The organism is Paenibacillus sp. FSL R7-0128, assembly GCF_038002245.1.
GTDB lineage: Bacteria > Bacillota > Bacilli > Paenibacillales > Paenibacillaceae > Paenibacillus_AQ > Paenibacillus_AQ silagei.
Genome location: NZ_JBBOCD010000001.1, coordinates 6904775 through 6926513, shown reverse-complemented (window position 1 = coordinate 6926513; position 21739 = coordinate 6904775). Strand labels below are relative to the sequence as shown.

23 protein-coding genes and 1 other annotated feature are annotated in these 21739 nt (G+C 51.2%); of the genes, 22 read left to right on the top strand and 1 reads right to left on the bottom strand.

What is annotated here, in order from left to right; translation table 11 throughout:
• Nucleotides 1-105 precede the first annotated feature (105 nt).
• The 3 genes from radA to pssA all read left to right on the top strand — a co-directional run bounded on the left by radA (nt 106) and on the right by pssA (nt 3365).
• Nucleotides 106-1473 carry a DNA repair protein RadA gene (radA, locus tag NST26_RS29560; RefSeq protein ID WP_036692317.1) on the top strand — a complete coding sequence of 456 codons (1368 nt, stop codon included), beginning with the start codon at nt 106-108 and terminating at the stop codon, nt 1471-1473.
• Nucleotides 1474-1486: 13 nt separating this feature from the next.
• Complete coding sequence (disA, locus tag NST26_RS29555) at nt 1487-2563, top strand: DNA integrity scanning diadenylate cyclase DisA (protein ID WP_209878849.1); 1077 nt, start codon at nt 1487-1489, stop codon at nt 2561-2563.
• Nucleotides 2564-2627: 64 nt separating this feature from the next.
• Nucleotides 2628-3365 carry a CDP-diacylglycerol--serine O-phosphatidyltransferase gene (gene pssA / locus NST26_RS29550; RefSeq protein WP_036721891.1) on the top strand — a complete coding sequence of 246 codons (738 nt, stop codon included), beginning with the start codon at nt 2628-2630 and terminating at the stop codon, nt 3363-3365.
• Between the two features lie 173 nt (nt 3366-3538).
• Here pssA and NST26_RS29545 read toward each other — a convergent pair whose 3' ends face one another.
• Entirely contained in the window at nt 3539-3934 is a 396-nt protein-coding gene (locus tag NST26_RS29545) for a hypothetical protein (RefSeq protein ID WP_036692322.1), read from the bottom strand.
• 209 nt (nt 3935-4143) lie between these two features.
• On the opposite strand from NST26_RS29545, the gene NST26_RS29540 reads away from it, so the two are divergent.
• The 19 genes from NST26_RS29540 (at nt 4144) to rpoB (ending at nt 21644) form a co-directional block, all read left to right on the top strand.
• The gene (locus tag NST26_RS29540; RefSeq protein ID WP_339251625.1) at nt 4144-5232 is read left to right on the top strand and encodes a PIN/TRAM domain-containing protein; all 1089 of its coding nucleotides are present in this window, start codon (nt 4144-4146) and stop codon (nt 5230-5232) included.
• Between the two features lie 100 nt (nt 5233-5332).
• Nucleotides 5333-6031 carry a 2-C-methyl-D-erythritol 4-phosphate cytidylyltransferase gene (ispD, locus tag NST26_RS29535; RefSeq protein ID WP_036721883.1) on the top strand — a complete coding sequence of 233 codons (699 nt, stop codon included), beginning with the start codon at nt 5333-5335 and terminating at the stop codon, nt 6029-6031.
• A complete protein-coding gene (gene ispF / locus NST26_RS29530; RefSeq protein ID WP_076081728.1) occupies nt 6028-6516 on the top strand; it encodes a 2-C-methyl-D-erythritol 2,4-cyclodiphosphate synthase in 489 nt (162 codons plus the stop codon). Before ispD ends, ispF begins: the two co-directional genes overlap by 4 nt.
• A gap of 58 nt (nt 6517-6574) precedes the next feature.
• Nucleotides 6575-8038: a glutamate--tRNA ligase gene (gene gltX, locus NST26_RS29525; RefSeq protein ID WP_036721880.1), complete on the top strand. Its 1464-nt coding sequence runs from the start codon at nt 6575-6577 to the stop codon at nt 8036-8038.
• 434 nt (nt 8039-8472) lie between these two features.
• Nucleotides 8473-9165 carry a serine O-acetyltransferase gene (gene cysE, locus NST26_RS29520; RefSeq protein ID WP_036721878.1) on the top strand — a complete coding sequence of 231 codons (693 nt, stop codon included), beginning with the start codon at nt 8473-8475 and terminating at the stop codon, nt 9163-9165.
• 51 nt (nt 9166-9216) lie between these two features.
• Nucleotides 9217-10623 carry a cysteine--tRNA ligase gene (gene cysS, locus NST26_RS29515; protein WP_340980475.1) on the top strand — a complete coding sequence of 469 codons (1407 nt, stop codon included), beginning with the start codon at nt 9217-9219 and terminating at the stop codon, nt 10621-10623.
• Nucleotides 10620-11057: a Mini-ribonuclease 3 gene (locus NST26_RS29510; RefSeq protein WP_036721873.1), complete on the top strand. Its 438-nt coding sequence runs from the start codon at nt 10620-10622 to the stop codon at nt 11055-11057. The genes cysS and NST26_RS29510 overlap by 4 nt, the downstream gene beginning before the upstream one ends.
• 24 nt (nt 11058-11081) lie before the next feature.
• Entirely contained in the window at nt 11082-11843 is a 762-nt protein-coding gene (gene rlmB, locus NST26_RS29505) for a 23S rRNA (guanosine(2251)-2'-O)-methyltransferase RlmB (RefSeq protein WP_076081731.1), read from the top strand.
• A 2-nt stretch (nt 11844-11845) separates the two neighbouring features.
• Nucleotides 11846-12367 (top strand): NYN domain-containing protein, encoded by a 522-nt coding sequence (locus NST26_RS29500; protein WP_036692346.1) that lies wholly within the window; start codon nt 11846-11848, stop codon nt 12365-12367.
• 161 nt (nt 12368-12528) lie between these two features.
• Nucleotides 12529-13173, top strand: coding sequence for an RNA polymerase sporulation sigma factor SigH (gene sigH, locus NST26_RS29495; RefSeq protein WP_036721868.1), 645 nt, complete (start codon nt 12529-12531; stop codon nt 13171-13173).
• Between the two features lie 362 nt (nt 13174-13535).
• Nucleotides 13536-13685, top strand: a complete 150-nt coding sequence (rpmG, locus tag NST26_RS29490; RefSeq protein WP_074086515.1) for a 50S ribosomal protein L33 — start codon at nt 13536-13538, stop codon at nt 13683-13685.
• A gap of 21 nt (nt 13686-13706) precedes the next feature.
• Nucleotides 13707-13898 carry a preprotein translocase subunit SecE gene (gene secE / locus NST26_RS29485; protein WP_036692354.1) on the top strand — a complete coding sequence of 64 codons (192 nt, stop codon included), beginning with the start codon at nt 13707-13709 and terminating at the stop codon, nt 13896-13898.
• A gap of 21 nt (nt 13899-13919) precedes the next feature.
• A complete protein-coding gene (nusG, locus tag NST26_RS29480; RefSeq protein ID WP_020427084.1) occupies nt 13920-14453 on the top strand; it encodes a transcription termination/antitermination protein NusG in 534 nt (177 codons plus the stop codon).
• Nucleotides 14454-14528: 75 nt separating this feature from the next.
• On the top strand, nt 14529-14954 hold the full coding sequence (gene rplK / locus NST26_RS29475; protein WP_019908208.1) for a 50S ribosomal protein L11: 426 nt from the start codon (nt 14529-14531) through the stop codon (nt 14952-14954).
• Nucleotides 14955-15034: 80 nt separating this feature from the next.
• Complete coding sequence (gene rplA, locus NST26_RS29470; protein ID WP_036692357.1) at nt 15035-15727, top strand: 50S ribosomal protein L1; 693 nt, start codon at nt 15035-15037, stop codon at nt 15725-15727.
• 68 nt (nt 15728-15795) lie between these two features.
• Nucleotides 15796-15949, top strand: a sequence feature (ribosomal protein L10 leader region).
• Between the two features lie 64 nt (nt 15950-16013).
• Complete coding sequence (rplJ, locus tag NST26_RS29465) at nt 16014-16517, top strand: 50S ribosomal protein L10 (RefSeq protein WP_036721864.1); 504 nt, start codon at nt 16014-16016, stop codon at nt 16515-16517.
• 63 nt (nt 16518-16580) lie between these two features.
• Complete coding sequence (rplL, locus tag NST26_RS29460) at nt 16581-16940, top strand: 50S ribosomal protein L7/L12 (RefSeq protein WP_036721862.1); 360 nt, start codon at nt 16581-16583, stop codon at nt 16938-16940.
• 136 nt (nt 16941-17076) lie between these two features.
• Nucleotides 17077-17673, top strand: coding sequence for a class I SAM-dependent methyltransferase (locus NST26_RS29455; RefSeq protein ID WP_036721860.1), 597 nt, complete (start codon nt 17077-17079; stop codon nt 17671-17673).
• A 425-nt stretch (nt 17674-18098) separates the two neighbouring features.
• Nucleotides 18099-21644, top strand: coding sequence for a DNA-directed RNA polymerase subunit beta (gene rpoB / locus NST26_RS29450; protein ID WP_036721858.1), 3546 nt, complete (start codon nt 18099-18101; stop codon nt 21642-21644).
• The last annotated feature ends 95 nt before the right edge of the window (nt 21645-21739 follow it).

Sequence of the window (21739 nt, the reverse complement as noted above, 5' to 3'; positions counted from 1 at the left end):
AAACTAGATCTTAAGTGTCCTTCCGTTCAGTGTGCAGAAATGGTAAACTTTGAATAAGAGTAAAATATCCGCAATTTTAGCAAGTTCGGACGGTAAGGAGTGCACATGGCTAAACCTAAAACAAAATTTTTCTGTACCGAGTGCGGCTACGAATCACCGAAGTGGTTCGGAAAGTGCCCGGGCTGCCAGGAATGGAACTCGATGGTAGAGGAAACGGAAAGCGTAGTCAAAACACAAGGCATGAATGCACCTATTTTTCAGAGTAAAGAAAAGGCGCAATCGATCATAAATATAGAAAGTGACAAGGAGCCCCGTATTCTGACGGGCATCGGTGAGCTTAACCGCGTGCTTGGCGGCGGGATCGTTCCCGGCTCGCTGGTGCTGGTCGGAGGCGACCCCGGAATCGGGAAATCGACACTGCTGCTGCAGACCTCGCATGCCCTGACTACACAAGGGCTGCGCGTGCTGTATATTTCGGGGGAAGAATCTGTGCGGCAGACCAAGCTGCGGGCCGACCGCCTCGGAGCGCTGTCTGCGGAACTGTACGTTCTATGTGAGACGAACATGGAGAGCATTGAGGAAGCGATTGAGCAGATTCAGCCTCAATTTCTGGTCATTGACTCGATCCAGACTGTATTTATGCCGGAGGTAACCAGTGCGCCGGGCAGTGTAGCACAGGTGCGGGAATGTACGACAAGATTCATGCGGATCGCCAAGATCCGGGGGATCGCCACAGTGCTTGTTGGTCATGTAACGAAGGAAGGCGCTATTGCCGGCCCGCGTATGCTGGAACATATGGTGGATTGTGTCCTTTATTTTGAAGGGGAGCGCCATCATACGTACCGTCTGCTGCGGGCAGTGAAGAACCGCTTCGGCTCCACCAATGAGATCGGGATCTTTGAAATGGGGGAAATCGGGCTGACCGAGGTGGAGAACCCGTCGGAGCTGTTCCTGTCTGAGCGCCCGCTCGGAGTGGCCGGGTCAGCGGTGGTAGCCAGCATGGAGGGCACAAGACCCGTTCTTGTTGAATTGCAGGCGCTGGTGGCTTCGACACATTTCCCTTCGCCCCGCAGAATGTGCACAGGTATGGATCATCAACGGATGGCGCTGATCATTGCTGTACTGGAGAAGCGGATGGGCATGTTCCTGCAGAATCAGGACGCTTACCTCAACGTTGCGGGAGGGGTGAAGCTGGATGAGCCGGCGGTGGATTTGGCTGTCGCTATCAGCATTGCCTCCAGCTTCCGTGATTTTCCGACCAAGCCGTATGATGTGTTTTTCGGGGAGGTAGGGCTTACCGGTGAGGTGAGAGGGGTATCACGCGCAGAGATGCGGGTGAAAGAGGCGGCCAAGCTTGGCTTCCGGCGGGTCATTATGCCCGAGAAGAGTCTGAAGGGCTGGAAGCATCCGCAGGATATCCAGATTATAGGCGTCAGCACAGTAGCACAGGCACTAGCGGTCGCGTTAGATTAGGGGGCACAGGGACATGAAAGAATATAATCCATCAGATAATATGAATGATCTGCTTAGAATGGCTGCACCCGGAACACCCTTCCGGGAAGGGCTGGAGAATGTGCTTCGCGCGAAGACCGGGGCACTGATTGTTGTCGGATATAGTCCGGAGGTCATGGAGGTTGTCGATGGCGGCTTCTCCATTAACTGCGATTTTTCACCAAACTATTTATACGAGCTGGCCAAAATGGACGGAGCGATTATTCTGAGCGAGGATCTGAAGCGGATTCTGTACGCCAATACGCAGCTGATCCCCGATTCCTCGATCTCTTCGATCGAGACAGGAATCCGGCACCGGACGGCAGAACGGGTAGCGAAGCAGACCGGCAAGCTGGTCGTTTCCATTTCCCAGCGCCGTAATATTATTACGCTGTATCAGGGCTCCATCCGTTACGCACTCAAGGAAATCGGTTCGATTCTGGCCAAAGCCAACCAGGCGATCCAGACCCTGGAGAAGTACAGAGCCGTTCTGACACAAGGGCTGACCAACCTGTCCGCTTCTGAATATGAGGGGCTTGTGACGGTGGCCGAGGTCGTCGGTGTGATCCAGCGCGTGGAGATGGTGCTGAGAATCAAAATGGAAATTAAGCGTTACATCAACGAGCTTGGCAATGAAGGCCGGCTGATCAGTATGCAGATGGAAGAATTGGTTGGAAATACAGAGGAAGAAGCATGGCTGCTGTACAGAGACTATGCCAGAGAAGAGCAGGAGGAGAAGATTCGTGAGATCATTGCCGGGCTGAAGCGCAGCAGCGATGATGAACTGATGGATGACAACCATATTGCCCGCCTGCTGGGCTATTCCTCAACAGCCATTTCCTCCGAAGAAGCTGTAACTCCGCGTGGTTACCGCCTGCTGAACAAGATTCCACGGCTGCCGAATGTAATCATCCACAATTTGGTGGAACGCTTCGAAATGCTGCCTAACCTGATGAAGGCAAGCATAGCTGAGCTTGATGAAGTGGACGGCATTGGCGAGGTCCGCGCACGCAATATTCAGGACGGGCTGAAGCGGCTCCAGAAACAAGTTCTTATTGACAGACAAATGTAAATACCATACAATCACGTAATGTTGCAGTCCCATGCAGTACAAGTAGGAAAATTGAGGTGAAGAAATGATACAAAAATCAATTCCAAGTCTTTTTACGATTGGTAATCTGATGCTTGGAATGTTTGGTATCATGATGGCGTTTGACGGCAAGCTGAGCATGGCCGCTATCATGGTGATTATCGCGATGCTGCTCGATGGGCTGGATGGCCGGATGGCCCGTGCGCTGAAATGTGAGAGTGAATTCGGCAAGGAGCTGGATTCTCTATCCGATGTAGTTTCGTTTGGAGTCGCCCCGGCGCTGATTATGTATTTAACAAGTCTGCAGGAGCTGAATCCTGCACTGGGATGGACCGTCACAGCGATCTTCCCTGTATTCGGAGCCTTGCGTCTGGCCCGGTTCAATGTCCGCCCGGGGATTCCGGGATATTTCGTAGGATTGCCGATTCCTGCTGCGGGCGGGGTTCTGGCCACGCTTGCACTTTTCCATAAGGATGTATCTGCACCATTCATGATTATGGCTACCCTGCTGCTGTCGTATCTGATGGTCAGCACAGTGAAGTATCCCAACTTCAAGAAGATTGGTTTTCCAAAAAAAGCGGTTATAGGCGCACCTGTAGTTATCGTGATCGCTGTAGCTGTTGCGGTGGTCTTCCCTGAACAGATTGCCAAGCTGATCTTTGGACTTCTGGCGCTGTACGCCTTATATGGCTTCAGACAGAGCTTAGGGCTGTTTAAGGTCCGCCGGCAACGCCGCCGCAGAAGACGCTCAGAGGATAAGGTATATCATTCCAAGAACGGTTAGCCCTTCTTCAGAACTTATTTCATTCATAGACCGCTATATACAAAAGGCATTGCCTTTCCTGAATATCAGGAGAGTGCAATGCCTTTTTGCTGCCTGCGGGAAGGGAAGTATTATACGGAATACGGTTCCCCCGGAGCTGGCGGAATGGATGAAGGAGAGCGCGGACGGTCTGCTCAGGACAAGTTGAACAACCCGAGTGTTGCGCATTTCTGCGATTCCTTGGCGACAACCTCGTCCATATTGATAGCAAGCAAATTGCAGAGTGCAGACATGTAGAACAGCTCGCGGCCCAGCTCGGAGCCAATGACCTCCCGGCAGTTCTCACACAGCTCCCCTGCCAGATGGGTTCCGGCAAGCTCCTTGGCTTGCTCAAGGCCTAGAGTGGGCTCAAAGACCTGCTTGGTGGCATGCAGCTGAATGCAGCCGCATTCGGTAATGGCTTTGACGACAGCCCGGTTGACGGAAGCACTGCTCTGTCCGTTCTTGGACATGACATCCAGAAGACTACGGTGACGGAGCAGCAGTTCGGAGACTTGATCCTGGAAGGCCTGTAAACTTGGTGCGCTCATTTTCCATTCACCCCTGGGTTCGAATTGAATTCATTATATGCCAGGGTCTCCCTCATTTTCAACCAGGAATAGCAGTTTACGGCAACAGAACCGGACGAAATTCGGGGCTTGCAGAAAAAATAACGCGCCCCCGGATTATCGTCCTAAAAATTGGAACATACTGGTGAGGTATAGAGGATTGATGGATGAATAAAAGGAGGTGCGAGGTTATGTGGAAAAAGTCTGTTTTGATACTTGCCGGGTGTTGTGGAGCCTGGTCCGGTTATTCGCTATATCACGCGGCAGAAAGAGGGTTCCCGGTAGGCCTTGGGAAACTGGAGGATAGCTTGCCTATGGAAGGAAGCATTTTGTTTGCGGTGCTGGGTGCCATTATTTTTCTGATTGCGGGGACTTTATGCGCGGAATGGGCAAGTTCAAAGCTGCGGGAGATGGTTGCGTATTGCTCGGGTATCCCGATGAATGAGCTTGCTGCAGGTGCAGCAGGGCTTACGGGAGGTCTGCTGCTGTCTCTGCTGCTGTATCCCGCCATGTCCTGGCTGGGCAAAGCAGGGGAGCTGCTGCAGGTAGCTGCCACGCTTGCTCTGGGCTATATGGGCCTGCGGATCGGGCTGGAGAAGAAGGAGGAGCTGGCTTCGCTCTGGAATACCGGACGCTGGGCACGCTCTGCTGAACCGGAGGAGCGTGGAACTCAGGAGCATAAAATCCTCGATACCAGCGTGATTATTGACGGGAGGATTGCTGACATCTGTAAAACGGGCTTCATCGAAGGCACGATTGTTATTCCTGAGTTCGTGCTGGAGGAGCTGCAGCATATTGCGGATTCATCGGATCTGCTGAAGCGTAACCGCGGACGCAGAGGGCTTGATATTCTGAATAAGATTCAGAAAGAGCTGGACGTTAAGGTGCTGATTTATGAAGGGGATTTCGAGGAGATCTCAGAAGTGGACAGCAAGCTGGTCAAGCTGGCGAAAGTACTGCACGGCAAGGTCGTTACCAACGACTTTAACCTTAACAAGGTATGCGAGCTGCAGGGAGTGTCGGTGCTGAATATTAATGACTTGGCGAATGCAGTGAAGCCGGTGGTTCTGCCGGGCGAAGAGATCATTGTTCAGGTGATTAAGGACGGCAAAGAACATGGACAAGGCGTAGCCTATCTGGACGATGGCACGATGATTGTGGTGGAGGGCGGCCGGGATTATATCGGCACTACGATGGAGGTTCTGGTGACGAGCGTGCTGCAGACATCGGCAGGACGGATGATTTTTGCCAAACCGAAGCTTCTGGAAAAAGCACAATAAGTTCAGCTGTGGCCTCCGGCAGCACCCTTTCGGGCTTGGAAATGCCAGCCAAACACGTTATGATGGGAGTATACGTGAAAGAAAGACAGGAGCCGAAAGCATGTCAAACAGTGTTGGCGTCGTTATCGTAGCGGCAGGCAGAGGAACCCGGATGGGAACGGCAGAGAGCAAGCAATATTTGCTGCTGCAGGGCAAGCCGATACTCGTGCATACCCTGGAGGTATTCCAGCGGCATAAGCTGATCTCCGAGATTGTGCTTGTCACCGGGGAAGAGGATGTGCAGCGCTGTAAGCAGTGGGTACAAGCCTTCAAGCTGGATAAAGTGGCTGCGGTCATTCCCGGGGGAACGGAGCGCCAGCACTCGGTACGCCGCGGACTGGATGAACTTAAGACCCATTGGGTCATGGTTCATGACGGGGTAAGGCCGTTCGTACAGGACAGCGAGATAGAAGCTTGCTACGAGCGGGCGCAGTCCGCCGGAGCGTCGGTGCTTGCAGTACCGGTTAAGGATACGATCAAGCAGGTCGACAGTGAAGGCAAGGTGCTGTCAACGCCGGACCGGCGAAGTCTGTGGGCGATTCAGACCCCGCAGACTTTTCGTTTGTCCGATCTGCTGTCCGCCTATGAGGAGGCAGAGCGGGACGGTTTTCTCGGGACAGATGATTCCAGTCTGGCGGAACGCAGCGGCATTACCGTGTCAGTTGTAGAAGGAAGCTACATGAATATTAAGATCACGACGCCGGAGGACTTGGATTTCGCTGAATTCACAGTAAGAAGCAGGGGAGAGGGACACAGATGATTGCTGTAGGACAAGGATTTGACGTACACCAGCTGGTCGAGGGAAGGCCGTGTATTATCGGCGGAGTGACGATTCCTTATGAGAAGGGGCTGCTGGGGCATTCCGATGCGGATGTGCTGCTGCATGCGGTAAGCGACGCTATACTGGGAGCGCTGGGCCTTGGGGATATCGGCAGACATTTTCCCGATACCGATCCGGCCTTCAAGGATGCAGACAGCCTGAAGCTGCTGGAGCAGGTATGGGCACTTGCGCGTGAGCGCGGATACCGGCTGGGGAATATCGATTCAACCATCATAGCGCAACAACCGAAGATGGCACCTTATATTCCGCAGATGACGGAGATTATTGCCCGCACGCTGAACGCTGACGTATCGAAGGTGAATGTAAAAGCAACAACGACCGAGCAGCTTGGCTTCGCAGGGCGCGGAGAGGGAATTGCCGCCCAATCTATTGTTTGTCTGCTGCAAGATGTGATATCATCGTGAGATGGCTTTAGCGTAAGTAAAGGCCTGATTTCAACCAATATGAAGCGGAGGGAAACCCATGGCGGATCAAGTTCGGGTGCGTTACGCACCGAGCCCTACGGGACATTTACATATCGGAAATGCCAGAACAGCCTTGTTTAACTATCTGTTCGCCCGCAATCTGGGCGGCAAATTCATTATCCGGATCGAAGATACGGATCTTAAGCGCAACATTGCAGAAGGTGAAGAGAGCCAGCTGAAGTATTTGAAGTGGCTGGGAATCGATTGGGATGAAAGCGTGGATGTAGGCGGCGAATACGGGCCTTACCGCCAGACTGAACGTCTGGATCTGTACCGTGTCTACTGGCAGGATCTGCTGGACCGCGGTCTGGCTTACCGCTGCTATTGCACAGAGGAAGAGCTGGAGGCTGAACGCGAGGAGCAGACGGCACGCGGCGAAACCCCGCGTTATTCCGGCAAACACCGTAATCTGACCGAGGAGCAGCGCCTGGCCTTTGAGGCAGAGGGACGCGTGGCCAGCATCCGTTTCCTTGTTCCGGAAGACCGCACTTATACCTTCAATGATATCGTAAAAGGCAGCATTTCGTTCAACAGCAAAGAAATGGGTGACTTCGTCATCGTGAAGAAGGACGGTATTCCGACCTATAACTTCGCTGTAGCGGTGGATGACCATCTGATGGCTATCTCCCATGTGCTGCGCGGAGAAGATCATATCTCCAATACTCCGCGCCAGCTCATGATTTATGAGGCACTGGGCTGGGAAGCTCCGCTCTTCGGACATATGACGCTGATTGTCGGCGATGACCATAAGAAGCTGAGCAAACGGAATGAATCGATCATTCAGTTTATTGAACAGTACGATCAGCTCGGCTACCTGCCGGAAGCTCTATTCAACTTCATCACCCTGCTGGGCTGGTCACCTGAGGGTGAAGAGGAGATCTTCACCAAGGAAGAGCTGATCTCGATCTTTACGGCGGACCGTCTGTCGAAGAGTCCGGCAGTGTTCGATACGAACAAGCTGGCGCATCTGAACAATCACTATATCAAGCATGCCGATCCTAAGCGGATTGCTGCACTTGCCATTCCTCATTTGCAGAAGGCGGGCCGTCTGCCTGAGGTGCTCAGTGAGGAGCAGCAGAGCTGGGCGGAGAGCCTGGTTGCACTGTACCAGGAGCAAATGACAGCTGCGTCGGATATTGTCGCCCTCTCCGAGCTGTTCTTCCGCAGCCACCTGGAGCTGGAGACCGAAGCGGCAGGGGTGCTTGCCGAAGCTCAGGTTCCTGAAGTGCTGTCCGCATTTCTGGCCAAAGTGGAGGCTGCCGAAGATTTCAGCGCCCCGCATATGGCTGTTCTAATCAAGGAAGTGCAGAAGGAGACCGGTCACAAAGGCAAAGCGCTGTTTATGCCGATTCGTGTCGCTCTTACCGGACAGATGCATGGCCGCGACTTGAATGCAACGATTGCGCTGCTTGGCCGCAGCCGGGTGATCGAACGCCTGAAATCACAAATCAAAGGCGCTTAAGCAGGACAAGCGGGGGGAGAAGACCCTTGTCAGTTCTGCGGCTTTTCGCTAAGATAGAAGGATATAAGAATAGCTGGGATCAGGAAAAGTAGGCGTGTACAGACAATTACCAGAGAGAATAACCGCTTAAGGGCGAATGCCCTAGCAGGCTGGGAGTTATTCATTTGTCTGCCGCTGAAGATGCACCTGTGAGCTGCATGGTTGAATGTCCCTGTGCGGGGCTGTAGACTGTGCCGGGCTGTCGCCGTTACAGACACCAAGAGGAACACCGGATACAGCGGCTGCGAAGTTTAACAGCTCTGGCATATACGAATGTTCAAGCAGAGTGGGACCGCGGTTAAACGTCTCTGCAGCTATCATGCTGCAGGGGCGTTTTTTGTTGAAATATAAGAATGTAACTTGAAATATAGCATCCAAAGAAGAGGGGAACCGCGATGTTTAAGCATATCAAGTCGGACATTCGGGCAGTATTCGACAATGATCCCGCTGCCCGCAGCAGGTTCGAGGTCGTCTTCACCTACGCCGGGCTTCATGCGATCTGGGCACACCGGATGGCCCACTCTTTTTATAAACGCCGCTGGTTTACCCTGGCACGCATGGTCTCGCAGATCAGCCGATTCATGACGGGAGTGGAGATTCATCCGGGCGCGGTCATCGGCAGCCGGTTGTTTATTGACCACGGAATGGGTATTGTCATTGGTGAGACCTGTGAGATTGGCGATGATGTTATTATCTATCAGGGAGTTACACTCGGGGGGACCGGCAAAGAGAAAGGCAAGCGGCACCCTACCGTCGGCAACAATGTAGTCATCGGCTCTGGTGCCAAAGTACTGGGTTCCTTCCGGATCGGCGATAATTCTAATATCGGCTCTAACGCAGTCGTGCTGCGTGAAGTGCCTAACAACAGCACGGTAGTCGGCAATCCCGGGCGTGTAGTCAAGCGTAACGGCGAACGTGTATCCGACCGGCTGGATCATACCAAGATGCCTGACCCGCTAATCGATTCCCTTAAGTTCCTGCAGAAGGAGATTGAGGAGCTAAGAGAAAAGATGGGTGCTGAAGATAAGCAGAAGCAGGAACAGCGGCGGCTCGAAAGCCAGCAATATATCGGCGATTACGAAATTTAAGAGCACCGGCATTTCAGAAATCCGGGGACAATAGAAAGGGTTGGGACAAGAATGGCTTTGCACATTTACAACACAATGACGCGCACGAAGGAAGAATTTGTACCGCAGGAGCCGGATAAGGTGAAGATGTACGTCTGCGGACCCACGGTCTACGGCTATATGCATATCGGGAATGCAAGACCGGTCATTGTTTTTGACATGGTGCGCAACTACCTGGAGACGCTTGGTAATGAGGTCCGCTATCTGACAAATTTCACCGATGTGGATGATAAAATGATCCGCAAGGCGGAGGAGCTGAACATCACCGTAGCCGAGGTTGCTGAAATGTTCATTGCCGCCTACCAGGAGGATCTGGCCGGGCTGGGCGTGAAGCCGGCGACGATGAATCCGCGCGTTACGGAGAGCATGGACACGATTATCGAGTTCATTAAGGAGCTTGAAGACAAAGGCTACGCGTATGAGAACGGCGGAGATGTGTATTACCGTACCGGGAAATTTGCCAATTACGGCAAGCTGTCCCGCCAGAATCTGGAGGAGCTGCGCTTCGGTATCCGTGTCGAGGTGGATTCGCGCAAGGAGAACCAGGAGGATTTCGTACTCTGGAAGGCAGCCAAGCCGGGCGAAGTGCACTGGTCCAGTCCATGGGGAGAGGGCCGTCCAGGCTGGCATATTGAATGCTCGGCGATGGTGCGTGAATATTTGGGTACAACGATCGACATTCACGGCGGCGGAGAGGATTTGAAATTCCCGCATCATGAATGCGAATGTGCCCAGACCGAAGCGCTGACGGGTGAACCGCTGTCGAATTACTGGATGCATAATGCTTTTCTGAATATCGGTGACGAGAAAATGTCAAAGTCGCTGGGGAATGGCCTCCTCGTGAAGGATATCCGCGCGCGCTTCAAGCAGGGTGCTATCCGTTACTTCATGCTATCCAGCCATTACCGCAATCCGCTGAACTTCACCGAGGAAGCACTGCTGTCTGCTGAGAAAAGCGTAGAGCGGATCGCTCTGGCAGAAGGCAATGTGAAGCACCGCCTTGAGCTGTCGGCGGAGGGGGCAGAGGGTGAGGCAAGTCTGCAGGTTACGGAGCGGCTGGCCGCTATCCTTAGCAACTTCCATGCGCGGATGCAGGATGATTTCAATACACCGGACGCTATTACGGCGGTGTTCGACTGGGTGAGCCTGGCGAACCTTACGCTTGCTGATCCTGAGGCGAATCCGGCTGACTTCGCCGCGCTGCTGAAGGCTTTTGCCGAGATGAATGCGGTGCTTCGCCTCACGGTAGAGGCTGAGGAAGAAGTGGAAAGTGAAGAGGTGGAACGCCTGATTGCAGAGCGTGTGGAAGCGCGCAAGAACAAGAACTGGAGCCGGTCGGATGAAATCCGCGATGAGCTGAATGCGCTGGGAATTCTGCTGGAAGATACTCCACAGGGAATGCGGTGGCGGCGCAAATGAACGGGCTGTTTGATCTGAACCGCGCCTGGTTCCCGTATGAACCCTCTAAGCCGGCCCATCTGCTGCCTCCAATCGTCCTTGCTTATGCAGGTGACGCTATCTACGAAGTTGCAGTCCGGCAGTATCTGATCTCGCTGCCTAATTTGCGCCCCCAGCATCTGCACCGGTCGGCGACCGGACTTGTCTCCGCCAGAGCTCAGAGCAACATTCTTGCTTATCTGGACCCGGTGCTCACCGAGGATGAGAAGGATGTGGTCAGACGGGGGCGCAATGCCAAATCCGGCAGCATTCCCAAAAATGCGGATGTGCTGGAATACCGCCACGCCACTGCTTTTGAATGCATGATCGGCTATTTATATTACACAGGACAGCAAGCGAGAATCCAGGAGCTTGTTCACAGCAGTATCGAATATATGATGCACCGCCCCAAGTGAGTATACAGAACAGGAGATAAAACAATGGAAGAATTGAGAACTGAAGAGGAAATACTGGCAGGCAAGCATTCGGTGCTTGAAGCCCTTAGAGCAGGACGTACACTCAACAAAATATGGATCGCTGAAACTGCACAAAAGCACCTGACCGCACCTATCGTTGCGGAAGCGCGCAAGGCGGGCATTGTTATTCAGCATGTAGACAAGCGTAAGCTGGATCAGCTTGCACCGGGCGTTCAGCACCAGGGAGTGGTGGCGCAAGCGGCGCCTTTTGCCTACACGGAGGTTGCTGATATTCTGGCAATTGCTGAAGCCAAGGGAGAACCGCCGTTCCTGCTCCTGCTGGACGAAATTGAAGATCCGCATAACCTCGGGTCTATCCTGCGTACGGCTGACTGCACAGGTGTGCACGGAGTCATTGTGCCGAAGCGCCGCTCTGCGCAGATTACAGCTACCGTATCCAAGACCTCGGCTGGTGCAGTCGAATATGTGCCTGTGGCCCGCGTAACGAATCTGGGACAGACCATTGACCGGCTGAAGGAGCTGGGAGTCTGGGTAGTCGGCACGGATGTGGATACCGATCAGAATCTGTTCGGATCGGATATTGTCACCGGGCCGGTAGCAGTGGTGATCGGCAATGAGAACAAGGGGATGGGCCGCCTGATCCGTGAGAAATGCGATGTGCTGCTTAAGCTGCCGATGGCCGGAAGAATCAACTCTCTGAATGCTTCAGTAGCAGCGGGCGTAATCATGTACGAGGTACTCCGCCGCCGCCAAGAACAGGGATAACTATGGCAGACTGGCGCGATATCCTGCTCGTGGACGGATACAATATGATCGGCGGCTGGCCGGAGCTTGCGGCATTGTCGCAGACCGGTATGCAGGGGGCACGCGACCGGCTGCTCGATATGCTGGCCGATTATCAGGCATTCTCCGGGCTGCGCGTCATTGCCGTATTCGATGCCTACCGTGTGCCGGGACTGGGCAGGTCGTTTGAACAAGGGAAGATCCAGGTCTTCTTCACCAAGGAGAAGGAAACGGCAGATGAATGCATCGAACGGCTGGTTGGGGAATTCACGCACCGCCGCAGACAGATCTCGGTAGCCACCAGCGATTTTGTGGAGCAGCATGTCGTTTTTGCCCAGGGCGCACTCCGGATTTCAGCCAGGGAACTGAGGCTTGAGATTGAGGAGAACCAGAAGCAGGTGAAGAAGGCGATCGAGCCGGGAAGCGTGAGCGGAACCCGTCACTCACTTGAAGACAAGCTGCCGCCGGAGACACGTAAACGGCTGGAGGACTGGCGCAGGCAGTAGGACAGGAATAGCAGTTGCCCCTCGCGAGAAAATGACATAATATGTTATTGAAGATTGTTTTTGGACAAATCCGGTTGACGGTGTAAGGTAACATAATATATACTGTTCCTATATTTCGAGAAGTAACGATGTGTCTTGCGTTGCAGCCGGGGGGATTCTTGGTGAGTGTCGACCTCAAGGAAATAATGCTGTCCGAGTATGATTTCATAAGTGATGAAGAAATTGTCGAGATCTTCCGTGGTGGCGACAGTGGCGCATTGGAGCATTTAATTAACAAGTACCGTAATTTTGTGCGTGCCAAGGCCCGTTCCTATTTTTTGATCGGGGCAGATCGTGAAGATATTGTGCAGGAAGGCATGATTGGCTTATACAAGGCCATCCGTGACTTCAAGGGTGACAAGCTGTCATCGTTCAAGGCCTTTGCCGAGCTGTGCATTACCCGTCAGATTATAACCGCCATTAAGACCGCTACCCGCCAGAAGCATATTCCGCTTAATTCATATGTCTCGTTAGACAAGCCCATCTATGATGAGGACTCCGACCGGACATTGATGGATGTGATATGCGGAAGTCAGGTGCTGGACCCGGAAGAGCTGATTATCAACCAGGAGGAGTTCATCGGACTGGAAGATAAGATGGCTGAGATTCTGAGTGATCTGGAACGCAAGGTTCTGATGCTCTATCTGGATGGACGTTCCTATCAGGAGATTGCCGAGGATTTGAAGCGGCATGTGAAGTCCATTGACAATGCTTTGCAGCGTGTGAAACGTAAATTGGAAAGATATCTGGAAGTGCGTGACAATTAATGATATAATGACTAGGAAGGCTCGGGACTCGAGTCTTTTTTTAGTGTCCGCTAGATTTGGATACGACGAATTTACAATTGCTGAAACGTTGGATGATGGCAGGTTTATACACAAGCGGATTGCAGCATAATGATTATGGAAGACAGCTAGCGGTAAAAGAAGAAACAGGATCAAAGATGACTTATGGCATAAGGCTACAGCACCCGGAATTACCCAGTGCGATGGGGGAAACTTTCGTTGACACAGACATTGATATTATGCTAAAGTGTTTTAGGTAGGCCTAAATTCGCGGCTTTTTTTTGAATCAATATCTACGTCTTCTAATTTGATGATTAGAAGTACGTCTTCGGGAGGTGCACATCATGCGGGTAATTATCACTTTGGCTTGTACAAGTTGCAAACAAAGAAACTATGCAACAACCAAAAACAAGCGAAATCACCCCGACCGCTTGGAGATGAAGAAATTTTGCAAGTTCTGTAACGAGCAAACTCCTCATCGCGAAACCAGATAGTCTTTTGGAGGTGTAGTCGGCGTGAAACGTAGTTTCAAGTCTTTGTTTTCCTTTTTCACTGAGAGCTGGAGTGAACTCAAAAAGGTTCGCTGGCCTAGCCGTAAAGAACTGAAGAACTATACATTGATCGTTCTCGGTACAATTGTAGTTATTTCTCTTTACTTCTGGGTTCTGGACATCGGTATTTCCGCTGTGATTGAAGCGATTATTTAGAGAGGTCCCAGGTGGCTTGATATGGAAAAAAGATGGTACGTTGTTCATACCTATTCCGGGTATGAGAATAAGGTCAAGGCCAATTTGGAAAAACGCGTTGAGTCCATGGGCATGGAAGACAAAATATTCCGCGTTCTTGTTCCTATGGAAGAAGAGCTGGTAAACAAGGATGGCAAGAAAAAAACTGTCATGCGCAAAGTTTACCCTGGTTACGTTTTGGTCGAAATGGTTCAGACTGATGATTCCTGGTATGTTGTCCGCAATACACCGGGCGTTACCGGATTTGTCGGTTCAACTGGTTCGGGCTCTAAGCCTACCGCTCTGCTACCCGAAGAGGTTGAACAGATTCTGAAGCATATGGGCATGGTTGAACCTAAAGCGAAGATTGATTTCGAAATTAAGGAATCCGTACGTATTATGGTCGGTCCATTTGCGAATTTTGTGGGCTCCGTGGAAGAAATTTTGGCAGACAAAAGCAAGATCAAGGTACATGTCAACATGTTTGGACGGGAAACCCCGCTGGAGTTGGATTTCACTCAAGTGGAGAAGATATAACAAGCACAAGGGTTTCTTGTGGGAGAATGCTGTTTAGCATTCGAATACCACTATTTACGCAAGGAGGTGTCACTCATGGCTAAAAAAGTTATTAAAATGGTGAAACTGCAGATTCCTGCAGGGAAAGCGAATCCAGCGCCTCCAGTAGGTCCGGCGTTAGGTCAAGCGGGTGTCAACATCATGGCATTCTGTAAGGAATTCAACGCTCGTACTGCCGACCAGGCTGGTCTGATCATCCCGGTTGAAATTACAGTATTTGAAGACCGTTCGTTTACCTTCATCACCAAAACTCCTCCGGCTGCTGTTCTGCTTCGCATCGCTGCAAAAGTAGAAAAAGGCTCCGGTGAACCAAACAAGAAAAAAGTAGCGAAGCTGGGCCGCGCAGCGGTTCGTGAAATCGCTGAAACCAAAATGCCCGATCTGAACGCTGCATCTGTTGAAGCTGCAATGCGTATGGTTGAAGGTACTGCCCGCAGTATGGGAATCACAATCGAAGACTAATATGTATTCGATGAACCGGTCATTCATGACCGCAATATGTGGGAGGAATTTCCGCTAATACCACAAAGGAGGAACATTTCATGGCTAAACATGGTAAGAAGTACCAAGAATCCGCGAAGCTGATCAACAGCGAAGCGACTTACGAGCCTTCAGAAGCTGTAGAGCTTGTGAAAAAGGCGGCAACTGCCAAATTCGACGAAACCGTTGAAGCAGCAGTTCGTCTGGGTGTAGACCCGCGTAAACAAGACCAGGCAGTTCGTGGTGTTGTTGTCCTGCCTCACGGCACAGGCAAAACACAACGCGTGCTTGTATTTGCAAAAGGTGAAAAAGCGAAGGAAGCGGAAGCTGCTGGCGCTGATTTTGTTGGTGATGCTGATATGATCAACAAGATTCAACAGGGTTGGTTCGAATTCGACGTCTGCGTAGCTACACCTGATATGATGAGTGAAGTCGGTAAACTGGGTCGTCTGCTCGGTGGTAAAGGTCTCATGCCTAACCCTAAAGCAGGTACAGTTACTTTCGACGTTACCAAGGCTGTTCAAGAAATCAAAGCCGGTAAGATCGAATACCGTCTTGACAAAGCGGGCCAAATTCACGCGCCAATCGGCAAAGTGTCTTTCAACGCTGAACAACTGAACGAGAACCTTAAAGCTCTTATGGACGCTCTGAACCGTGCGAAACCGGCTGCTGCCAAAGGTGTATACCTTAAAGGCATCGCTATTTCGTCCACAATGGGACCTAGCGCTCGTGTGAACGCGGCTGCTTTCAGATAATTAAAGGTTGACTCCTCGAGTTATCTTTGATAATCTATAACAGTTGTAAACATTAAGGTGATCAATCTTAAATGTGAATATGCTTACCGTAGACAGTAGGTGCCGTAGGGCTTAATTTCCTACCGAGGTGTTGTGATAGAAACAAAAAGTGCCAGGCTCGCCTGATTAACTTTCCGTTTTATCAAGCCTTCGTGAATCTGCGGAGGCTTTTCTAATGCCTGCGTAGGAACGGCGGAGTTTCTCCGGAATAACCGCCGTGACATAAATTTTCAGGAGGTGTATATAATTGGCAAATGCAAAAGTAATCCAAGCTAAACAGGATGCGGTTGATGTTGTGACTGGCAAACTGCAGAACAGTGTCTCCACTGTTGTTGCAGACTACCGCGGATTGAACGTATCGCAAGTGACTGAACTGCGTAAGCAGCTTCGTGAAGCTGGCGTTGAGTTTCAAGTCCTGAAGAACACATTGCTTCGCCGTGCAACTGCGGCAGCTGAGCTGACTGATCTGGACGCTGTCCTGACGGGTCCTACAGCGATCGCATTCAGCGAGACTGATGCGGTAGTAGCAGCTAAGATTCTAAATGACTTCGCTAAGAAGAACGACGCTTTGAAACTGAAAGGCGGCGTTGTAGAAGGTAAAGTTATCGATGCGGACCAACTGAAAGCACTGGCTGAACTGCCATCCCGCGATGGTTTGCTCTCCATGCTGCTTAGCGTGCTTCAAGCTCCAATGCGCAACTTCGCGCTTGCAGTTAAAGCTGTTGCTGAGAAAGAAGAACAAAGCGCGTAAGCCTTTGCTTCCAGCTTCATAATCAAGACCACATACCAATTCAAATATAATGGAGGTTCAATCATGAGCAAAGAAACAATCTTAGAAGAAATTAAAGGCATGAGCGTACTGGAACTGAACGACCTGGTAAAAGCAATCGAAGAAGAATTCGGCGTAACTGCAGCAGCTCCAGTAGCAGCTGGCGGCGCTGTAGCAGCTGTTGAAGCTGAACAGTCCGAATTCGACGTAATTTTGACAAGCGCTGGCGCTTCCAAAATCAACGTTATCAAAATCGTTCGCGAAATCACAGGTCTTGGCTTGAAAGAAGCTAAAGAAGTTGTAGACAACGCTCCAAAAGCAATCAAAGAAAAAGTAAGCAAAGAAGAAGCCGAAGCTACCAAAGCAAAATTGGAAGAAGCAGGCGCAGCTGTAGAAGTAAAATAAGTTGATTCAATAGGTACTGCCCCGGGGCAGAAGTCATTCTCTCCGGTTTCCGCAACCCCCTTGAACTTGTTCAAGGGGGTTGCTCTATAAGGGAGCCTTGCAGGTATGTGTAGTTCAACGTGAAAGGGAGGATAGTATGTCGCAGCATTATTACTCGCAGCAGCCGGAAGCGCGTCATGACAGACGCAGCATCGATACGGAGCTGAGAGGCAAACGCCTACGCTTTACCAGCGACGCCGGTGTTTTTTCAAAAGGAGATATTGATCATGGCAGCCGTGTTCTGATTGAGGCGATGGAGATTCCGGAGGATGCGAAGGTGCTGGATGTGGGTTGTGGTTACGGGCCTATAGGGATTAGTGCGGCGCATCTCGCTTCCAAGGGACATGTAACGATGATTGATATCAACAGCCGTGCGGTAGAACTTGCCCGCGAGAATGCGCAGCATAATGGAATCCGCAATGTTACGGTGATGGAAAGTGATGTGCTATCGGCAGTAGAGGGGCAGACCTTCGATGTGATTCTAACCAACCCGCCGATTCGCGCCGGCAAGGCCGTAGTGCATGCGATTTTTGAACAGGCGTATGATCATTTGAATGAGGGCGGTTGTCTGTGGGTTGTCATTCAGAAGAAGCAGGGTGCGCCGTCGGCGGTTGCCAAGCTGGAGAGTATGTTTGCAGTGGTAGAAGAAGTAGGGAAAGACAAGGGCTATAGAATCTTAAAAGCTCAAAAATAAATAATAATACTCATTGACATGCGATGTCCGTAGTGGTATTATTATAAAATGTCAGTATTAAGCTAGGCTCCATGTCTTTAGTTTGCTGAAATGTCAAGTGATATATTGTCGCCCGGTAAGCGCATGCCGCACGGCAGGTTTTTGCGAATTCCGTTCTCTATGTTCCTGTCACGGCGAAGGTCGCCGGGGCAATAGATAATAGCGCATGAACTGTAGCCTGGTGACGTATAATACGCACGTTTTGGGCAAATCTACTGGATAAGGAGTATTTTGGCCGTGGATAGATGTGCTCTTTTTTCGAAAGATTTCGATAAGGGGCTTTTCTGTATTTATGGCTGAATCCTTGTGTTATGGTTCCATTATACGGGTCCAAACAAGGGTTCGCAATCAATTTTTAAGTGAGTAGACATGAGGGGTGAGTAAAGTTGGCAGGACATCTTGTTCAGTATGGTCGACGCACTCGGCGGAGCTATGCGAGAATTAACGAGGTACTCGAGGTCCCGAACCTGATCGAGATCCAACAAAAATCTTATGATTGGTTTTTGGAGGAAGGATTGCGGGAAATGTTCCAGGACATCTCGCCGATCCAGGATTTCACAGGGAATTTGGTACTAGAGTTCATTGATTACAGCCTGGGTGAACCGAAGTACACGGTTGACGACGCTAAAGAGCGGGACGTAACATATGCAGCACCTCTGCGTGTGAAGGTGCGTCTCATCAATAAGGAGACCGGTGAGGTTAAAGAGCAGGAAGTGTTCATGGGAGATTTCCCTCTGATGACGGAAACCGGCACTTTTATTATCAATGGTGCGGAACGGGTTATTGTCAGCCAGTTGGTTCGCTCTCCAAGCGTCTATTTCAGCACAAAAGTGGATAAGAACGGCAAAAAAACTTACACCGCCACAGTAATTCCAAATCGCGGAGCCTGGCTGGAGCTTGAGACCGACGCTAAGGACATCATGTATGTCCGTATCGACCGGACTCGTAAGATCCCGGTAACAGTCCTCTTGCGTGCTCTGGGCTTCGGCAGTGATGCTGAAATTCTGGAACTGCTTGGCAATGATGAATATATTCGCAACACGCTGGATAAAGACAACACGGATTCCACGGAGAAGGCGCTTATTGAAATCTACGAGCGTCTGCGTCCGGGCGAACCACCTACACTTGATAATGCCAAGAGCTTGCTCGTCGCACGTTTCTTTGACCCGAAACGTTATGATTTGGCCAATGTAGGCCGTTACAAAATCAACAAAAAGCTGCATATTAAGAATCGTCTGTTCAATCAGCGTCTGGCACAGCCTTTGGTTGATGAATCTACCGGAGAAATCCTGGCAGAATCCGGCCAAATGGTGGACCGCCGCCTGCTTGATGAGCTGATTCCTTATTTCGAGAAGAGTATGGCTGCCAAAAACTACCGTGTAACCGGCGGTGTAATGGACAGCGAAGATATTCCGCTTCAGACCATTGACGTATTCTCGCCAATCGAAGAAGGCCGTATCATCAAACTGATCGCCAATGGCAACATTGATAAATCGGTTAAGCATATTACTCAGGCTGATATTATATCCTCAATCAGCTACTTTATTAATTTGCTGCATGGTATCGGCAACACGGATGATATTGACCATCTGGGTAACCGCCGTCTGCGTTCTGTAGGTGAGCTTCTGCAGAATCAGTTCCGGATCGGTCTATCCCGTATGGAGCGCGTAGTCCGCGAGAGAATGTCGATTCAGGATGCCAATGCGATTACACCGCAGGCGCTGATCAACATCCGTCCGGTTATCGCATCGATCAAAGAGTTCTTCGGCAGTTCGCAGCTGTCCCAGTTCATGGATCAGACGAACCCGCTTGCCGAGCTTACGCATAAGCGCCGTCTGTCTGCACTCGGACCCGGCGGTCTGACTCGTGAACGCGCAGGCTTTGAAGTCCGCGACGTCCATCACAGTCACTATGGCCGTATGTGTCCTATCGAGACTCCAGAAGGTCCGAATATCGGTCTGATCAACTCCTTGTCCACCTTCGCCCGCATCAATGAATACGGCTTTATCGAAGCTCCGTATCGTTGGGTAGATCCGAAGACAGGTAAGGTAACTGAGCAAATCGATTATCTGACTGCCGATGAAGAAGATAACTATGTAGTTGCACAGGCTAATGTACTGATCGATGAGGATGGCTCCTTTAAGGAAGACCAGGTTATCGTTCGTTACAACAAGGATTCAGACAACATCACTACTATGCCTAGCAACCGTGTAGACTACATGGACGTTTCGCCAAAACAGGTCGTATCGGTCGCAACGGCGCTCATCCCGTTCCTTGAGAACGATGACTCCAACCGCGCACTGATGGGATCGAACATGCAGCGTCAGGCTGTTCCGCTTCTTATTCCTAAGGCTCCGCTTGTAGGGACAGGGATGGAGCATAAGTCTGCTAAAGACTCCGGCGTATGTATTGTCTCCAAATATGACGGTATTATCGAACGCTCCTCTGCCAATGAAATCTGGCTGCGCCGTGTTGAGGCAGTTGAAGGCAAGGAAGTCAAAGGCGATATCGTTAAATATAAATTACACAAATTCATGCGTTCGAACCAGGGTACCTGTATTAACCAGCGTCCACTGGCTAAACGTGGGGATATCGTCAAAAAAGGTGACATCCTGGCAGATGGACCTTCCACAGAAATGGGCGAACTTGCGCTTGGTCGCAACGTAGTCGTTGCGTTCATGACTTGGGAAGGCTACAACTACGAGGATGCGATCCTGCTGAGTGAGAAGCTGGTGAAGGAAGATGTATACACTTCGATCCACATCGAGGAATACGAATCCGAAGCCCGTGATACGAAGCTCGGACCTGAAGAGATCACACGTGATATTCCTAACGTCGGTGAAGAGGCGCTTCGCAATCTGGATGAGCGTGGAATTATCCGTATCGGTGCGGAAATCAATGCCGGCGATATTCTGGTAGGTAAGGTTACTCCGAAGGGTGTAACTGAGCTGACTGCTGAGGAACGCCTGCTGCATGCGATCTTCGGTGAGAAGGCCCGTGAAGTTCGTGATACCTCCCTGCGCGTTCCGCATGGTAGTGATGGTATTATCGTTGACGTCAAAGTATTCACACGTGAGAACGGCGATGAGCTGCCTCCTGGCGTGAATCAGCTGGTTCGTGTCTACATCGCCCAGAAGCGTAAAATTTCTGAAGGTGACAAGATGGCCGGACGTCACGGTAACAAGGGTGTCGTTGCCCGTATCCTGCCAGAAGAAGATATGCCGTTCCTTCCTGACGGTACGCCGGTACAGGTTGTCCTGAACCCGCTGGGCGTTCCTTCCCGTATGAACATCGGACAGGTGCTTGAAGTCCATATCGGTATGGCTGCACTGCGTCTGGGTATCCACGTGGCTACTCCGGTATTCGACGGAGCCCGTGAGTATGACGTGTTCGATACGATGGAAGAAGCCGGTATGCAGCGTAATGGTAAGACAGTGCTGTATGACGGACGTACAGGCGAGCGCTTCGAGCGTGAGGTTACTGTCGGCGTCATGCACATGATCAAGCTCGCGCACATGGTTGACGATAAGATTCATGCCCGTTCTACAGGTCCTTACTCACTCGTTACACAACAGCCACTGGGCGGTAAAGCTCAGTTCGGCGGACAGCGTTTCGGGGAGATGGAAGTGTGGGCACTTGAAGCTTACGGCGCGGCGTATACACTGCAAGAGATTTTGACCGTGAAATCCGATGATGTGGTCGGCCGTGTGAAAACGTACGAATCCATTGTCAAAGGTGAAAATGTTCCAGAACCGGGTGTACCGGAATCGTTCAAGGTATTGATCAAGGAACTGCAGTCGCTCGGGATGGATGTCAAAATCCTCAGCGGTGACGAGCAGGAGATCGAGATGAAGGAACTGGACGATGAGGACGAGACGTCAGGCGATAAGCTGAGCCTCAATTTGGAAGGCGCAGAAGTCGGCATAGAGTAGTTCACCAGCAAGCCACTAATTTCATTACACAAAGGACCATGCCCTCTGTTGACTTCAGCGTCAAGAGAGGGCTGTGGTACTAAATCAGGATATAG

Coding starts and splice junctions, on each gene's coding strand:
- NST26_RS29545 (WP_036692322.1), bottom strand. CDS start 3,934: ATGAGCGCACCAAGTTTACAGGCCTTCCAGGATCAAGTCTCCGAACTG.
- NST26_RS29540 (WP_339251625.1), top strand. CDS start 4,144: ATGTGGAAAAAGTCTGTTTTGATACTTGCCGGGTGTTGTGGAGCCTGG.
- rplL (WP_036721862.1), top strand. CDS start 16,581: ATGAGCAAAGAAACAATCTTAGAAGAAATTAAAGGCATGAGCGTACTG.
- ispF (WP_076081728.1), top strand. CDS start 6,028: ATGATTGCTGTAGGACAAGGATTTGACGTACACCAGCTGGTCGAGGGA.
- NST26_RS29510 (WP_036721873.1), top strand. CDS start 10,620: ATGAACGGGCTGTTTGATCTGAACCGCGCCTGGTTCCCGTATGAACCC.
- rlmB (WP_076081731.1), top strand. CDS start 11,082: ATGGAAGAATTGAGAACTGAAGAGGAAATACTGGCAGGCAAGCATTCG.
- NST26_RS29500 (WP_036692346.1), top strand. CDS start 11,846: ATGGCAGACTGGCGCGATATCCTGCTCGTGGACGGATACAATATGATC.
- rplA (WP_036692357.1), top strand. CDS start 15,035: ATGGCTAAACATGGTAAGAAGTACCAAGAATCCGCGAAGCTGATCAAC.
- radA (WP_036692317.1), top strand. CDS start 106: ATGGCTAAACCTAAAACAAAATTTTTCTGTACCGAGTGCGGCTACGAA.
- cysE (WP_036721878.1), top strand. CDS start 8,473: ATGTTTAAGCATATCAAGTCGGACATTCGGGCAGTATTCGACAATGAT.
- ispD (WP_036721883.1), top strand. CDS start 5,333: ATGTCAAACAGTGTTGGCGTCGTTATCGTAGCGGCAGGCAGAGGAACC.
- rplK (WP_019908208.1), top strand. CDS start 14,529: ATGGCTAAAAAAGTTATTAAAATGGTGAAACTGCAGATTCCTGCAGGG.
- gltX (WP_036721880.1), top strand. CDS start 6,575: ATGGCGGATCAAGTTCGGGTGCGTTACGCACCGAGCCCTACGGGACAT.
- rpmG (WP_074086515.1), top strand. CDS start 13,536: ATGCGGGTAATTATCACTTTGGCTTGTACAAGTTGCAAACAAAGAAAC.
- nusG (WP_020427084.1), top strand. CDS start 13,920: ATGGAAAAAAGATGGTACGTTGTTCATACCTATTCCGGGTATGAGAAT.
- NST26_RS29455 (WP_036721860.1), top strand. CDS start 17,077: ATGTCGCAGCATTATTACTCGCAGCAGCCGGAAGCGCGTCATGACAGA.
- pssA (WP_036721891.1), top strand. CDS start 2,628: ATGATACAAAAATCAATTCCAAGTCTTTTTACGATTGGTAATCTGATG.
- disA (WP_209878849.1), top strand. CDS start 1,487: ATGAAAGAATATAATCCATCAGATAATATGAATGATCTGCTTAGAATG.
- cysS (WP_340980475.1), top strand. CDS start 9,217: ATGGCTTTGCACATTTACAACACAATGACGCGCACGAAGGAAGAATTT.